Source organism: Arcobacter siniprincipis (SeqCode) (assembly GCF_048571125.1).
GTDB lineage: Bacteria > Campylobacterota > Campylobacteria > Campylobacterales > Arcobacteraceae > Arcobacter > Arcobacter siniprincipis.
In genome coordinates this window covers 2857972-2874839 of sequence record NZ_CP182343.1, presented here as the reverse complement: position 1 = coordinate 2874839, position 16868 = coordinate 2857972, and the positions used below count along the sequence as shown (strand labels likewise).

Annotated in this window: 15 protein-coding genes; 10 read left to right on the top strand and 5 right to left on the bottom strand. The window is 30.2% G+C overall.

All coding sequences use genetic code 11. From position 1 onward, the window contains the following. The first annotated feature begins 63 nt into the window (after positions 1-63). From ACNI3D_RS14625 to ACNI3D_RS14590, 8 genes are all read left to right on the top strand, one after another. Entirely contained in the window at positions 64-1020 is a 957-nt protein-coding gene (locus ACNI3D_RS14625) for a methionine ABC transporter ATP-binding protein (protein ID WP_419767523.1), read from the top strand. Then, positions 1020-1658 (top strand): methionine ABC transporter permease, encoded by a 639-nt coding sequence (locus tag ACNI3D_RS14620; protein ID WP_375724723.1) that lies wholly within the window; start codon positions 1020-1022, stop codon positions 1656-1658. The genes ACNI3D_RS14625 and ACNI3D_RS14620 overlap by 1 nt, the downstream gene beginning before the upstream one ends. A gap of 19 nt (positions 1659-1677) precedes the next feature. Continuing rightward, positions 1678-2484, top strand: a complete 807-nt coding sequence (locus ACNI3D_RS14615; protein WP_419767522.1) for a MetQ/NlpA family ABC transporter substrate-binding protein — start codon at positions 1678-1680, stop codon at positions 2482-2484. Between the two features lie 146 nt (positions 2485-2630). Beyond that, positions 2631-3431 (top strand): glutamate racemase, encoded by an 801-nt coding sequence (murI, locus tag ACNI3D_RS14610; protein WP_419767521.1) that lies wholly within the window; start codon positions 2631-2633, stop codon positions 3429-3431. Continuing rightward, positions 3424-5256: a DNA polymerase III subunit gamma/tau gene (locus ACNI3D_RS14605; protein WP_419767520.1), complete on the top strand. Its 1833-nt coding sequence runs from the start codon at positions 3424-3426 to the stop codon at positions 5254-5256. The genes murI and ACNI3D_RS14605 overlap by 8 nt, the downstream gene beginning before the upstream one ends. A 15-nt stretch (positions 5257-5271) precedes the next feature. Then, positions 5272-6114, top strand: coding sequence for a DsbA family protein (locus ACNI3D_RS14600; RefSeq protein ID WP_419767519.1), 843 nt, complete (start codon positions 5272-5274; stop codon positions 6112-6114). After that, positions 6114-7052, top strand: coding sequence for a hydroxymethylbilane synthase (gene hemC / locus ACNI3D_RS14595; RefSeq protein WP_419767518.1), 939 nt, complete (start codon positions 6114-6116; stop codon positions 7050-7052). Before ACNI3D_RS14600 ends, hemC begins: the two co-directional genes overlap by 1 nt. A 164-nt stretch (positions 7053-7216) precedes the next feature. After that, positions 7217-7759 carry a hydrolase gene (locus ACNI3D_RS14590; protein WP_419767517.1) on the top strand — a complete coding sequence of 181 codons (543 nt, stop codon included), beginning with the start codon at positions 7217-7219 and terminating at the stop codon, positions 7757-7759. 20 nt (positions 7760-7779) lie between these two features. Here ACNI3D_RS14590 and ung read toward each other — a convergent pair whose 3' ends face one another. From ung to prpB, 5 genes are all read right to left on the bottom strand, one after another. Then, complete coding sequence (gene ung, locus ACNI3D_RS14585; protein WP_419767516.1) at positions 7780-8430, bottom strand: uracil-DNA glycosylase; 651 nt, start codon at positions 8428-8430, stop codon at positions 7780-7782. Positions 8431-8531: 101 nt separating this feature from the next. After that, a complete protein-coding gene (gene prpF, locus ACNI3D_RS14580; protein WP_419767515.1) occupies positions 8532-9710 on the bottom strand; it encodes a 2-methylaconitate cis-trans isomerase PrpF in 1179 nt (392 codons plus the stop codon). 106 nt (positions 9711-9816) lie between these two features. After that, complete coding sequence (acnD, locus tag ACNI3D_RS14575) at positions 9817-12411, bottom strand: Fe/S-dependent 2-methylisocitrate dehydratase AcnD (RefSeq protein ID WP_419767514.1); 2595 nt, start codon at positions 12409-12411, stop codon at positions 9817-9819. Between the two features lie 91 nt (positions 12412-12502). After that, positions 12503-13651 carry a bifunctional 2-methylcitrate synthase/citrate synthase gene (gene prpC / locus ACNI3D_RS14570; protein WP_419767513.1) on the bottom strand — a complete coding sequence of 383 codons (1149 nt, stop codon included), beginning with the start codon at positions 13649-13651 and terminating at the stop codon, positions 12503-12505. A gap of 48 nt (positions 13652-13699) precedes the next feature. Continuing rightward, on the bottom strand, positions 13700-14584 hold the full coding sequence (gene prpB / locus ACNI3D_RS14565; RefSeq protein ID WP_013136520.1) for a methylisocitrate lyase: 885 nt from the start codon (positions 14582-14584) through the stop codon (positions 13700-13702). Between the two features lie 176 nt (positions 14585-14760). On the opposite strand from prpB, the gene ACNI3D_RS14560 reads away from it, so the two are divergent. Then, positions 14761-15738 (top strand): hypothetical protein, encoded by a 978-nt coding sequence (locus tag ACNI3D_RS14560; RefSeq protein ID WP_419767512.1) that lies wholly within the window; start codon positions 14761-14763, stop codon positions 15736-15738. 114 nt (positions 15739-15852) lie between these two features. Continuing rightward, positions 15853-16839 (top strand): helix-turn-helix domain-containing protein, encoded by a 987-nt coding sequence (locus ACNI3D_RS14555; RefSeq protein WP_419767511.1) that lies wholly within the window; start codon positions 15853-15855, stop codon positions 16837-16839. Positions 16840-16868 lie beyond the last annotated feature (29 nt).

Below are 16868 nucleotides of genomic sequence, written 5' to 3'. Positions count from 1 at the left end.
TGTGATTTAACATGTATTTTATCAAATTTTATATACTATTTCCCCCTTGAATAAGGAATACAAATGATAAGTATAAAAAACTTGAATAAATACTTTGGTGATACACAAGTTTTAAATAATATTTCAATTGATATAAAAAAAGGTGAGATTTTTGCTATCGTAGGGCATAGTGGTGCTGGAAAATCTACTTTAATGAGATGTATAAATGGACTTGAAGATTATAGTGATGGTTCATTGCAAGTAAATGGTAAAGAGATAAAAGAGTTAGCTAAAGAAGAGTTAAGAGCATTTCGAAAAAATATCGGGATGATATTTCAACACTTTTCACTAATTCAGCGAAAAACTGTATTTGAAAATGTTGCTTTACCAATGCAACTTTGGGGATATACTAAAGATGAAATTGCAAAAAAAGTAAAAGATTTATTAGCCCTTGTAGGCTTAGATGAAAAGCTTGATTCTTATCCAAGTGAATTAAGTGGTGGTCAAAAACAGCGAGTCGCTATTGCTAGGGCTTTGACTTTAGACCCTGATGTTTTACTTTCAGATGAAGCAACTTCAGCACTTGACCCAAATACTACTACATCGATTTTGAATTTATTAAAAGAGATTAATGATAAACTAAATATCACAATAGTACTTGTAACACATGAAATGGAAGTTGTGAAACAAATAGCTCAAAGGGCTTTGTTATTAGAGCATGGAAATATTATCGGTTTTGATGATACGGAAGAGCTATTTTTAAAACCAGATGAGCAGATGAAACACTTCTTAGGTGAAACGGAAGTTGTACCTAATGAAGGGGTAAATATAAAAATATATTTCCCAAAAGACAATGTCTTTCAATCCTTTATTACAAAGATGGCAAGAGAGCTAGATATGGATTTTGATATTGTTTGGGGAAAACTTGAAGAGATAAACACACATATTGTGGGTAACATGGTTATAAATATAAAAGATGAACAAAAAGTCTCAGTAATCAATTATCTAAAAGAGCATGATATTATTTGGGAGGTGTTGTAATGAGTGAGATTTTATTACCAGCCCTAGTAGAGACTATTTATATGTCTTTGGTATCTACTTTTTTTGCAATTGTTATTGGCTTTATTTTAGCTATTATTTTAATCTTGACTTCAAGTGGTGGACTAAGAGAAAATCAAAAAATATATTCAATCTTAGATGTGATTATAAATACTTTGCGATCTTTTCCTTTCATTATTTTGATGATTGTACTTTTCCCTTTGACAAAGTTTTTGATAGGAAAAAGTATAGGTACCACAGCTGCTATTATACCTTTGACAATAGGTGCTGCTCCTTTTATCGCAAGATTGATTGAGAGTGCTTTAAAAGAGGTTGATACAGGTGTTGTGGAAGCTGCAAAATCATTTGGGGCAAGTGATTGGCAAATAATATTTAAAGTCATGTGTGTGGAAGCTTTACCTTCAATAATTTCAGCTATTACTCTAACTTTAATTACAGTAATAGGATTTTCTGCAATGGCTGGGGCTGTTGGTGGTGGAGGATTGGGTGATGTTGCCATAAAATATGGTTATTATAGGTTCCAAAGTGATACTATGATTTATACAGTTATTGTACTTATTGCCTTAGTTCAAGGTGTTCAAAGTTTGGGCGATTATTTATATAAAATTACAAAAAAATAAAATTTATAAAAGGAAAAAAATGATTAAAAATATTTTAAAATTTGCACTTTTGGGTGCTGTTGTATTTGGATTTGTAGCTTGTACAGATTCAAAAGAAGAAAAAGTAGAGAAAAAAACAGTTATTAAAGTTGGGGCTACTCCTGTACCTCATGCTGAGATTTTAGAGTTTGCTAAACCATTATTAAAAGCAAAAGGTTATGATTTACAAATTGTTGAATTTACTGATTATGTTACTCCAAATGTTGCAGTTGACGAGGGTGAATTAGATGCAAACTTTTTTCAACATTTACCATACTTAAAAGAGTTTAACAAAAATAAAAATACTCACCTAATAAAAACAGTAAATGTACACTTAGAGCCAATGGGAATATATTCTAAAAAAATCAAATCTTTAGATGACTTAGAAGATGGTTCAACAATTGCAGTTCCAAATGACCCTACAAATGAAAGTAGAGCTTTAGATATGTTAGTAGAACAAGGTTTATTAACATTTAATGATGTTGATTTAAAAACTGCAGTTGATATAAAAACAAATCCTAAAAATCTTAAAATAGAAGAGATAGATGCTCCTCAATTACCAAGAGTACTTGATGAAGTAGATGCAGCGATTATCAATACAAACTATGCTTTACCAGGTGGATTAAATCCAATTCAAGATGCAATAGTATTAGAATCAATAAATTCTCCATATGCAAATATTGTTGTTGTAAAAGAAGGTAATGAAAACAAACCTTATATTAAAGCTTTAGATGAAGTTTTAAATTCAAAAGAAGTAAAAAAATTCATCACTGATAATTATAAAGGTTCTATAATTCCTGCATTTTAATATATAAGTAAAAGACTTGATAATCAAGTCTTTTATTTTTAATTATAAACTTCTGCTTTAAATTTAATTTCTATATCCTCTTCTCACTAATTATTTTATATAAAAACTTATGCTAGAATATTTTCTTATTATGAAAAAGGTATAAATTGAGAGTAGGCGTATTTGATTCTGGAATTGGTGGTTTAACAGTCGTAAAAGCCATAACAGAAGTACTAAAAGGTGCTGAGATTTTTTATATTGCAGATACAAAGTTTGCACCATATGGAGAAAAATCAAAAGAGCAGATATTAAAACATAGTTTTGATATTGCAAATTATTTAGTTAAAACACACAATATTGATGCTTTAGTTGTTGCTTGTAATACTGCAACTTCAGCTGCAATCAAAGAGTTAAGAGAACACTTTCCAAATCTTATAGTCATAGGAACAGAGCCTGGAATAAAACCAGCAATTTCTTTAAGTAAAAATTGGAAAATAGGAATTTTAGCAACACCTGCAACTTTAAAGGGTGAAAAGTATCAATTACTTGTTGATAAGCTTTCAACTTCAAGTTCAAATATTACTTTACATGAACAAGCTTGTCCGGGTTTGGTTCAGCAAATTGAAAATGGTGATATTGAGACTGAAAAGACCTTTGAGATGTTGCAAAATTGGTTAAAGCCTATGAGAGAAGAGGGTGTTGATACTATAGTTTTAGGATGTACTCATTATCCTTTAGTTGGAAATGTAATAAAAAAAATAATGGGTGAAAATACAAATCTAATAGAAACAGGTTATGCTATAGCAAATAGATTAAAAGATTTATCTAAAAATTGTGGACATTTTAATGATGGTGTATTGAAAGTAAATGTATACTTCACTTCAGAAATAAATGAGACAATGATAAGTAAAATATTAAATTCATGGAATAATGGTGGGAAAATAGTGGTAAGGAATATAAATGAGTGAGAACCAAAATTCACAAAAAAGAGTTTTAGCCTTAAAATATAGACCAAAGAGATTTGAAGATTTAGTTGGTCAAGGAACAGTTTCTCAAACACTATCATTAGCGTTAGACTCAAATAGATTATCACATGCATATTTATTTTCAGGGCTTAGAGGTAGTGGAAAAACTTCGACTGCAAGAATTATGGCAAAAGCTCTGTTGTGTTCAAATGGTCCTACTTCAAAACCTTGTGAAGTATGTGAGAACTGTGTGAGTGCAAATACTAATCGTCACTTAGATATTATAGAAATGGATGCTGCTAGTAATAGGGGTATTGATGATATTAAAGATTTGATAGAACATACTAAATATAAACCAAGCAGTGCTAGATTTAAAGTGTTTATTATCGATGAGGTTCATATGCTTACAACTCAAGCATTTAATGCTCTATTAAAAACACTTGAAGAACCTCCAGGATTTGTAAAATTTATTTTAGCAACTACTGATCCTTTAAAATTACCAGCAACTATTTTAAGTAGAACTCAACACTTTAGATTTAAAAAAATCTCTCAAAAAGATGTAATGAATCATTTAACTCACATTTTAAATGAAGAAGAAATAGAGTTTGAAACAGAAGCTTTAGAAATCGTTTCAAGAAGTGGACAAGGAAGTTTAAGAGATACTCTTACTTTACTTGACCAAGCAATTATTTTTGCAAAAGGGAAAGTTACTACAACAGCTGTTGTTGATATGTTAGGACTTATTGACCCAGAGTTCTTAGATAAACTTTTTGATGTGGTTTTATCTTGTGGAGATATAACTCCTATAGTTGAAACACTTGAAGAATATGAAGCTGGTTCTGTTTGTGATGAGATGACAATTTATCTAAAAAATAAAATGTTATACGGAAAAGACCCAAAATTTAATATCTTTTTATATGATAGATTTTTTAGAATCTTAGGGGATGCAAAACATCTTTTATCACTAAATTCTGATCCCACATTTGTATTGATATTAACATTATCTAAAATGAGTGAAGCTACAAATTTAAAAACAATTGATGAATTAATAGATGAAGTTCAAGCTTCACCAATAAAAGAAACATTGTCTCAAACAAATGCAAATAAAATGACAAGTGCAGTTAATGAAAAAGTGGTAATGCAACATGCAAAAGAAGAATTACCAAATGAAATAAATAAACCAGAAATACAAGTACCAATAGCAAAAGAAATTTTAGAAACACCCCAAGAGCAAATTGTACAAGATATAAAAGAAGAGCAAGCAGTAGTTGAAAAACCACAAGAAGTTGTAGACCCAAATGTTGAGTTATACAGTGAACTTACGAAAAAAGTTTATGAGAGAAATCATGACTTGGGAGAGTGTTTTGAAAAAAACTTTATTTTTGAAAGTTTTGAAAACAATATTTTAAATATAGTATCTTATGCCCAAGATGATGATAGAAAATTTTTATATAAATATTTTGGCATCATCAAAACCTTTGCAAAAGATGTCTTTGGTGTAAATATTGATTTAGATTTTAAAAAAGGTGAAATTCCAGAGCAAAAAAAAAATGATGTAATTCCCAAAAAAGTAGAAATAAATACAAATGACATAAGCGAAGAAGATGTTAATTTAAACTATGAAAATGAGGAAGAACAAGAAGAAATAAGCTCAATGGTAGAAGATGTGGAAATGGGTGCAGGTTGTGTTGGAAGTATGCATGATACGGTTGATCCAAAACCTTCTCAAAGGGAGCTTCAAATGGAAGATTTACTAAACTCTTCTATGTTAAATAAAGCAAAAGAGTTATTTGATATAAAAAAAATAACAGTAAAAACAAAAATATAAATTTTAGGAGGTATTATGAATTATAAAAAATTAATATGTATTTTTTCTATTATGACTATTAGTTTAAGTGCTGCAAATTTTGATAATGATGTTATTAATTTTGAGAAAAAAAGACTTTCAAATAACGCAAGAGTTGAGATAAAAGATATACAAATAAGCATGAAGGAAAAAATGCCAGAACCAATGACAAATTGGTATGGTTACATTGTGCAAATAAAAGCAAAAGTAAAAGATAAAGAAATCAATGCAAAAGATATAATATTTTCAAATGGAGAAATTGTAGCACCAGAATTGATAAACTTGAAAACAGGAGCATCTTATAAAGATTTATTACAACCAAAACTTGATGCAAACTATTATCAAGAAGACCATTTAATAGCAGGAAACGCAAAGGCAAAAGATAAAATAGTAGTTTTCTCTGATCCTTTATGTCCTTTTTGTATAGATACTCTTCCTTCAATTATTGAGCATGTAAAAGATAATAAAGAGGAAATAGCACTTTATTATTATAATTTTCCTCTTTTAAGAGTTCATCCAGCATCTGCAACTATGGTAAAAGCTATAGATGTAGCAAGACAAATGGGTTTAAAAGATGTTGAGAAAAAAGTTTACACTACTAATTGGGAGCAATATTTTGCTGTAGATTCACAAGATGAAGATAAAATTTTAAGTGCTTTTAATAAAGAGTTTAAAACAAATATTACAAAAGAACAAATAAATTCTACCGAAGTAATGGCAAGAGTTTTAGATGATGTAAAAATGGGTGATGATGTTATGATAAAAGGAACCCCAACTATTTTTATAAATGGTAAAAGAGATGACAGTAAATTAAAATATGAGACTTTAGGAAGTAAATAATGAAAAAAATTGTAATAGCAACTAGAAAGAGTAAATTAGCACTTTGGCAAAGTGAATATATCAAAGCTGAGCTTTTAAAACACTATCCAGATATGGTTATAGAACTAAAAACATTTTCAACAAAAGCAGATAAGATATTAGATGTACCATTAGCAAAAATAGGTGGGAAAGGGCTTTTTACAAAAGAGTTAGAAATAGCACTTGAAAATAAAGAAGCAGATATAGCAGTACACTCTTTAAAAGATGTTCCTGTTGAGTTTGAAGAAGGTTTTGTATTAGCAGCACTTACTAAAAGATTTGATCCAAGAGATGCTTTTTTAAGTGAAAAATATGCAAGTATCACTGACCTACCAAAGGGTGCAATAATAGGAACTACAAGTTTAAGAAGAAGAATGGAGCTAAAACTTTTAAGACCAGATATTGAACTTAAAGATTTAAGAGGAAATATAAATACTAGAATTGCAAAGTTAAAAGCTGGTGAATATGATGCTATTATTTTAGCAGCAACAGGTGTTCAAAAACTTCAAATAGAAGATGAGGTGAAATACTTTACCCCAATCTCTATTGATGAGATGATACCATCTATGGGACAAGCAACTTTAGGTATTGAAACCTTGAATAATCCAGAATTAATAGAATTATTATCAGTCTTACATGATAAAAATGCTGAAATCGAGTCAACTATTGAAAGAAGTTTTGTACATACTTTAGAAGGTGGTTGCCAAGTTCCTATTGGAGTAAAAGCAACTATTTTAGATGAGAATGCAGTAGATGTAAGAGCAATAGTTGGAATGCCAGATGGTAGTGAATATGTGCAAGAAAAAATTGTTATTAATCAAAATGATTATAAAACAGCAGGACAAGCACTAGCTCAAACTTTTATTGACCAAGGTGCAAAAGAGTTATTAGCAAGAGCCGAAAAGGTAGCATTTAAATAGCATTTTGAAGGGCTTTTTGCCTTTCATGTTGATAAACTTCTCACTTTGTTTTAATTCCCTCTTCAAAGACTAAATTTTACTAGATTTTTTTTACTGCTTTATGTATGATAGTATATTATTTGTGAATATAAATAGTTCAAAATCATAATTTATAAGGAGTAAAGATGAGAATTGATGTAAAAAATGTAGCATTTTGTCTAGTTGATGTTCAAGAAAGACTTTATCCACATATGACAAATAAAGATGAGATAGAAAAGAATCTACTAACTTTAGTAAAAGGTTTACAGCTCCATGAAGTTCCATTTATAATAAATGAACAATATAAAAAAGGTATTGGAGAGACTATTCCTTCTTTAAGAGAGTTAGTTGATGATTATCCACACTTTGAAAAGACTACTTTTTCTTGTTGTAAGAATGAAGAGACAATGGTTGCAATTAATACTTTAGGTAAAAAGCAAATTATAGTTGCAGGAATAGAGACTCATGTTTGTGTGCTTCAAACTTGTATTGACTTGTTACAAGCTGGATACAAAGTAATTTTAGTGACTGATTGTGTTACTTCAAGAAAACAAAATGATACAGATGTGGCAATTACAAGACTTGTTCAATCAGGTGTGATTCCAACTACTTATGAGTCACTTTTATTTGAACTAACAGTAAATGCAAAACATCCACAATTTAAAGGCATCTCTGCCTTAGTAAAATAGTAAAACACTTTTTAAGTGTTTTACCAATTAATCTCTTTTTTACCCAATGATTCTAATATCTCATTTGTTTTACTAAAGTGCTTACATCCGAAGAATCCTCTATAAGATGATAAGGGGCTAGGATGTGGTGATGTTAGTATATGATGTTTTTTTGTGTCTATTAGTTTTGTCTTTGCAATAGCTGGTGCTCCCCATAGTATGAAGATTATATCATCACAATTTGCTGAGATATGTTTAATTATATTATCAGTAAATATTTCCCACCCTAATTTATGATGTGATTTTGGCTTTGATTCTTCTACTGTTAGAATAGTATTTAATAGTAAAACTCCTTGTTTCGCCCAAGGGGTTAAATCTCCATCAAGATAGGAAGAATCTCTTTTTAAATCATCTTTTATCTCTTTTAGAATATTTACCATTGAGGGTGGATTTTTTATCTCTTTTGGAGTTGAGAAAGCCAAACCTTGTGCTTGACCTGCTCCATGGTAGGGATCTTGTCCTAGAATTAGGACTTTTAATTCATCTAAAGGAGTTGTATCAAAAGCTTTATATATATTCTTTTTATCTGGAAATACTGTTGTAGTTTCATATAAATGATTGATACTATTTTCTAATTTTTGAAAATACTCTTGCTCTTTTTGTTTATTAATAACATCTTGCCAAGTTTTCATAATAAGCCTTTTTTATAAAAAAGTATTATCTCTAAAATAAAATTAAAAAAGGGGAAAAGAAATTAATCTTTTCCCCTCTTGTAATTGAATTGAAATTTTATTTATTTTTCCATAGTTCCAGCAGGTACATAAACATTACCTTCCATGATAATTCTTGCACTTCTACTCATACTTGCTTTTTCAACTTTATATTTACCATCTTTATTAGTCAAAGATGCGCCTACTTTTAAAGTTCCAGATGGATGTCCAAAGTTTACAGCATCTTTTTGCCCGCCACCAGCAGCTAAGTTAACTAATGTACCCGGAACACAAGCCGCAACTCCAATAGCAACTGAAGCTGTTCCCATCATAGCATGGTGTAATTGTTGCATAGATAAAGCTCTAACATGCAGATCAAGTTCATTTGCTTTTATTGTTTTTCCAGTAGATGTTGTAAAATCAGATGGTGGTGCAACAAAAGCAACTTTTGGTACATGTTGTTGAGTTTCTGCATCTTTAGCATCTTTCATAAGTCCCATTTTCATAGCACCTGCTATTCTAATAGTTTCAAATCTTTTTAATGCCTCAACATCTGAGTTAATATCTCCTTGAAGTTCAGTTCCTGTGTATCCAATTTCATCAGCATTTAAGAAAATTGTAGGAATACCAGCTGTTATCATAGTAGCTTTAAAAGTACCAACACCTGGAACTTCTAAATCATCTACTAAGTTACCAGTTGGAAATAACTCTTCACTTGGGTCAACAGGTTCAACAAACTCTAATTTAATCTCTTCAGCTGGAAAAGTAACTCCATCGATTTCATAATCACCTATTTCTTTAACCATTCCATCTGCCATTGTCACATAACAAAGTATAGTTTTTTTGATATTTGCTTGCCAAATCTTTACACAACAAACACCATCTTGAGGAACATTATCTACTAAACCCTCTTTTATAGCAAAGGGACCAACTGCTGAAGATAGGTTTCCACAGTTTCCACTCCAATCCATAAAATCTTTATCAATAGCAACTTGACCAAAATAATAATCAACATCATGATTAGGAACTTCACTTTTTCCAACTATTACAGTTTTTGAGGTACTTGATGTTGCTCCACCCATACCATCTATTTGTTTTTTATAGGCATCAGGCGAACCAACAATTCTTTGAAGAAGTCTATTTTTTGTTTCTTGATTTTCTTGAGCCTGTGCAGGTAAATCAGTTATATTAAAAAATGTTCCTTTAGAAGTTCCACCTCTCATATATGTTGCTCTTACTTTAAATTGTGGTTGGTAAGCCATTTAATTTCCTTTATTAAGTTTAAAATATTTATTAAAAAATCTTTTGATTAATTAATAAATATTTTAAGGGCAAACGCCCTTAAAATAGTAAGATATTATCTAAGGTCTATTTACCTTCTGCAATAACATCTTTAGCAAATTTTTGTAAAATACCACCATTTTTGTAAACATCAACTTCAGCACTTGTATCAAGTCTACATAAAACAGGGAATTTAACAACTTCACCATTTTCTCTAGTCATTACAACTGTTAAATCACATCTTGGAGTAATTTTACCTTCGATATCAAAAGTTTCACTTCCATCAATAGCATAAGTATGTCTAGTCTCACCATCTTTAAATTGTAATGGTAATACACCCATACCAACTAAGTTAGTTCTATGAATTCTTTCAATTGATTCAGCAATAAGTACTTCAACACCTGCAAGTCTTACTCCTTTTGCAGCCCAGTCTCTTGACGACCCTTGACCATAATTAGTACCAGCAATGATGATTAGTGGTTGTTTTCTTTGAGTATAAGTCTCAATAGCTTCCCACATTCTTGACTCAGTACCTTCTGGCATAATTTTTGTCAATGAACCTTGCTTAACAGTTCCATCTTCATTTTTAACCATTTCATTAAATAGTTTTGGATTTGCCAATGTTGCTCGACTTGCTGTATGATGATCCCCTCTATGTGTTGCATATGAGTTTAAATCTTCTACAGGTAATCCCATTTTTAAACAATATTCCCCAGAAGCACTACTTGGTAAAATAGCATTTGAAGGCGATAAGTGGTCTGTTGTAATATTATCAGGGAATACACCTAATGGTCTCATACCTTTAAGTGCTGGCATTTGCATATATTCATCTTCCCAATAAGGAGGTCTATTGATATATGTAGATTTTGGATTCCATTTATAGAATGGATCGATTTTAATACTATCTAATAGTTCTCTTTTAAACATTGGTTCATAAATATTATTATACATTTCAGGTTTAACGCAAGATTTTTCAACAGCATTAATCTCTGCATCACTTGGCCATAAATCTTTTAATCTAATATCATTACCATCTTTATCTTTTCCTAATACATCATTTTCGATATCAAATCTAATAGTACCTGCTAAAGCATAGGCAATAACAAGCGCAGGTGAAGCCAAAAATGCTTCTTTTACATATGGATGGATTCTTCCATCAAAGTTTCTATTACCTGATAATACAGCCGTAGTATAGATATCTCTATCTACAACTTCTTTTTGAATCTCTGGGTCTAAAGCTCCACTCATACCATTACAAGTAGTACAGGCAAATCCAACAACACCAAATCCTAATTTTTCCATTTCAGATAATAATCCAGCTTCTTTTAAATAAACTTCAATTACTTTAGATCCTGGTGCCAATGAAGACTTAACCCATGGCTTTCTTGTAAGTCCAAGTTCATTTGCTTTTTTAGCTAATAAACCAGCCGCGATAACATTTCTAGGATTTGAAGTATTAGTACATGAAGTAATAGCCGCAATTAAAATACCACCATCAGGAATTTTATCACCATCTTGTGTCCAATCTTTTACAATACCTTCAGCTTTTAAAGTTGAAGTTGGAACCAATTTATGTGGTTTAGAAGGACCAGCTAAAGATCTTGTAACTTTTGATAAATCAAACTCTATAGTTCTTGCATATGTAGCATTGTCAAATTGGTCTGCCCATAATCCATTTGCTTTTGCATAAGCTTCTACAAGTTTAACTTGAGCAGCATCTCTACCTGTTACTGTTAAGTAATCAATAGTTTGTTCATCAATAGCAAAGATACCAGCACTTGCACCATATTCAGGAGTCATATTTGCAATTGTTGCTCTATCTCCTAAGTTTAAGTACTGAACACCTGAACCAAAAAACTCTAAATAAGCAGAAATGACATTGTTTTCTCTTAAGAATGAAGTCATAGCAAGTGCAATATCAGTTGCTGTAATTCCTTCAGATCTAACACCTGTAATTTCTACACCAATGATTTCTGGAACTCTCATATAAGATGGGTTTCCTAGCATTACATTTTCAGCTTCTAATCCACCAACACCAACAGCGATAACTCCAAGTGCATCCACATGAGGAGTATGTGAATCTGTACCAACTAATGTATCTGGAGATGCTATTCCATCAATATTGTGTACAACTGGAGACATTTTCTCTAAGTTGATTTGGTGCATGATACCATTACCTGGAGGAATAACATCAACATTATTAAATGCTTCTTTTGTCCAGTTTATAAAGTGGAATCTATCTGCATTTCTTCTATCTTCAATATCTCTATTTTTTTGAAATGCGTCTGGATCAAATCCACCACACTCAACTGCTAGTGAGTGGTCAACGATAAGTTGAGTAGGAACTACTGGATTTACTTTATCAGGATTTCCACCTTTTGATGCAACTGCTTCTCTAAGACCTGCTAGGTCAACAAAAGCTGTAAGTCCTAAGATATCATGACAGATTACACGACTTGGAAACCAAGGGAAATCTTTGTCAGTTCTTTTTTCAATAAGTTGAATCAGAGAATCTTTTAAATCAACACTTGGACACTTTCTAATTAGGTTTTCTGCTAATACTCTTGAAGTATAGTTAAGTTTCTCAAAAGAACCAGGAGTTATATCTTCTACAGCTGTTTTTACATCATAATAGCTTGTATCGAAACCTTCTAGTTTTTTAAGATATTTATCATTTGTCATTTTTATATCCATTTTGTTTGAATTTAAAAGGATAAGCAAAGGCTTATCCTTTTAGTGTTTGCCAAAGGTGGCACTAGAATATTTTTTAGTTTTATCTTTCTTCTAAAGGAACGAATTTTAAACCTTCAGGTCCTGTATAATGAGCTGATGGTCTAATAATTTTCCCATCTTCTCTTTGTTCAATTGCATGTGCTCCCCATCCAGTAACTCTTGAGATAATGAAAATTGGAGTAAACATATCTGTTGGAATTCCCATTTGGTTATAAGAAACTGCTGAGAACCAGTCAAGATTTGGGAACATTTTCTTTTGTTCCCACATTACAGATTCAATTCTTTCAGCAACATCATACATTAACATGTCATTGTTCTCTTTAGATAAATCTTCAGCAACTTTTTTAATTACTACATTTCTTGGATCACTTGTAGTATATACAGGGTGTCCAAATCCGATGATAATCTCTTTTCTTGCCATTCTTTCTTTGATATCTTTTTCTGCTTCATCAGCTGAAGAGTATCTCTCTTGGATTCTAAATGCAACTTCATTTGCTCCACCATGTTTAGGACCTCTTAAAGCTCCAATTGCACCAGTAATACATGAGAATATATCTGAGTTTGTTCCAGAGATAACTCTTGAAGTAAATGTTGAAGCATTGAATTCATGCTCAGCATATAAAATTAAAGATACGTGCATAGCTTTAACCCAAGATTCTCTTGGTTTTTCACCATGTAATAGGTGTAAGAAGTGACCACCAATAGTGTCATCATCAGTTACAACTTCAATTCTTTTTCCATTGTATGCATAGTGATACCAGTAACATAATATAGAAGGGAAACAAGACATTAATTTATCAATAATGTTTTGTGCTTCCTCTTTTGGATGAGATTCGTCTTCTGACATGATTGCTCCAAGAACTGAACAACCTGTTCTCATAACATCCATTGGATGAGCAGTTTTTGGTAGTTGTTCTAGTGCAACTTTAACACCATCTGGAAGATCTCTCATTCCTTGCAGTTTTTCTTTATAAGCTTTTAGTTCTGCTTTATTTGGTAATTTTTCATGTACAATTAAATATGCAATTTCTTCAAATTGGGCTTGAGTTGCAAATTCTAAGATATCATACCCTCTATAATGTAAATCATTCCCCGTTTTACCAACTGTACAAATAGCTGTATTTCCAGCAGCAGTCCCCGAAAGTGCAACTGATTTTTTTGGCTTAAATCCTGTAGTTGTAGTGCTCATATTGTCTCCTTTTGTTTTTGTTATCTATTATATTTTAGTAAAGCTAAATTATTTAGCTTTACCTTTTGCGAATAATGAATCCATTTTTTGTTCATATTCGTGATACCCCAACATTTCGTAAAGTTCCATTCTTGTTTGCATAGTGTCTAAAGTACTTTCTTGAGTACCTTTATCTCTTAATTCTTGGTATACATGTAAAGCAGCTTTGTTCATAGCTCTAAATGCTGATAATGGATAAAGTACCATTTCAATACCTACACTTCCTAATTCTTCAGTAGTAAACATTGGAGTTGCCCCAAACTCAGTAATGTTTGCTAATACAGGTACAGACATTTGATCACAAAATTCTTTGTACTCTTTTAATGTATGAACTGCTTCTGCAAAAATTGCATCTGCTCCAGCTTCAACATACGCTTTTGCTCTTGCAACTGCAGCCTCTTGACCTTCTGAAGCATGTGCATCAGTTCTTGCAATGATATAAAAATCTGGATCTAATTCCATTTTAGCATCAACAGCAGCTCTGATTCTGTCACACATCTCTTCAGTAGAAACTAACTCTTTATTTGGTCTGTGTCCACATCTTTTTGCAGCAACTTGATCTTCAATATGTAATCCAGCAGCACCAGATCTGATAAATTCTTTAACAGTTCTAGCTACATTAAATGCATGTCCCCAACCTGTATCAGCATCAACGATTAATGGAGTATCACAAATTGAAGTAACTCTTCTAATATCAATACATACATCTTCAATCATAGTCATACCTAAATCTGGTAAACCATAAGAAGCATTTGCGATTCCTCCACCTGAAAGGTAAATAGCTTTAAATCCTACTTTTGTAGCTTGTAAGGCTTGATAAGCATTAATTGTACCAACAATTTGTAATGGTCTCTCTTCTTTAAGAGCTTCTCTAAATCTTTTTCCTGCGCTCATGTAAATCCTTTTGTAGTTTTATATTGTTAGTATACATCATAGTGAAATGTATGTATTGTATAATAGTTGAAAAGAAAAACACAAGTTCTTTACAGATAGGATTATTTTGTACAATATTTGATTTTATGTATAAAAATGGTACAATTTTTTAGTTAAAATTATAAAAAGAGGAAGAAATGTCTTATAAAACAAGTATAGATAAACTAATAGAGATATATAAAAGATCTAATTTAAGTATATCAAAATTTGCATCATTAATTCAAAAAGATAGAAGAACAGTAACTTCTTGGGTTGATAGAGTAACAGATGTTGAACCTTCAAAAAGTGTCAAAGATAAAATTTGTGAGTTATTTAGGTATCCAGATTATATTTGGGAAGAGGCTTGCAATGAAGAAGAATTTGTAAAATCAATCACTCAAATTCCACAAAAAGAAGTACGAATAATCGATGAAGATTATTGTGGAAGAATGAGATATATTATGGAAATAGAAGAAAATAGAAGATTTGTAATTCAAGCACAATTTCCAGGACCTATGTATAGAGATACAGCTGTAAAAAGAATATATAGAACCCAAACAAGTTCAGAAATAGAAGCACTAAAACAAAATAGAATAAATCAAATGCTTAGATATGATTATGATACAACTGAATGGTACTCAATAAAATCTATACTATCTTTTTGTTTTGCAAGTATTGGGAACTTTTATACAAAAGAGGAGAAGATAAAAATACTTGAACTTATTTATGAATTGTTTAATAATAATTACAATAAGAAACTATTTTTATTTGACTCTTTTTCAAGAAAAATATATGGCATGGAGACGACTTATATCTCAATCAATGTAAAACAAAAGGTACTATTTTTTAAATCCCCAATTGAGTCAGTTTTTATAGAAATAAGAAATAAAAATTTAGTGGAGCGTATGCATAAATATTATTCTTCTCCTATAGAAGCACCTTCTCATATTAACTTTTTAGAATCAGTTAAAATTATAAAAATATTACAAGATGCTTTAAAATATAATAATGATATAAAACAAGCATATGAAACCATAAATAGGTTGACAGATTATGGAGAATTGTTTTATAATAATTTGAGCGTGGACTTACAAAAAGAAGTAAGTGACCCAAAACCTGGACAAAGAAGGAATTAATCTAAATAATAAGTAATTAAACAAAGATTGTTTTTTATTTAATTATTCAAAATATAAGAAATTTTAAGTATACAAAAGTTATTATGATAATGATAATTAGTATAAGGTAATTTTATGTCAATACTTTTAAAAAGAAAAGAATATTTAAATAAAACCGAAGAAATATATCCTTTAGCTGTTGCTCAAAAAAAGAGTATGCAGTTTAATAATGAGAACTTTAAAGAAGTATCATTTTATCATTATCGTACAAATTTTAAAACCTCATATATGTTTTTCAAGTCTTCTTTTAAAAAAGATATAATTTTAGAATCTAAGCATGATTCAAAAGGTGTATCCTTTATCATGTTTAATTGTTCTAGTAATATTAGTAGTATAAAAGAAAGAAACAAAAAAAGTGAATTTATTTTTAAGCCTAAACATTATGTAATTGGTAAAATTGATGAGAATTTTGAGTCTTTTAATACTTACTTAGCTAACAAACAGTATTGTACACATTATATTTTAATTGAAAATGAGATATTTGATGATTTAATTAAAAAAGACTTATCAAAAAAGGACGTATATAATATAAACGGTTTTTCTATAAAAGAAGAAATCCCTATAAGTGAAAAACAAATATTAATTTTAGAAGATTTACCTACATTATTTTCCTTAGAGGGGAAATTACAAGAATTATATTTAGAATCAAAAATTATAGATTTAATCTATATTACAATAAATGAAATCAAAAAAACATATTTAAAAGAAAATTTTGAATTTAGTTCAAAAGATATTAAATGTTTATATAAAGCAAAAGATATTTTAATAAAAAATATCTCTCATCCACCTTCTCTAAAAATGATAGCATACCAATCTGCAATTAATGAATTTAAACTAAAAAAAGGTTTTAAAAAACTTTTTGGAAATACAGTATTTGGATTTTTGCAGGAACTTAGATTAAATGAAGCAAAAAAAATACTTATGAATAATGAAATAAATATTAATGAAGTTTCTTATATGGTAGGGTATAAAAATGTAAGTCATTTTAGTAAAATATTTAAAGAGCATTTTGGTGTAAATCCAATACAAATCAAAAAAAATCAAAAAAAAGTTTATATTTGATTGAATTTTGAGTTTATATGAGTGCATAT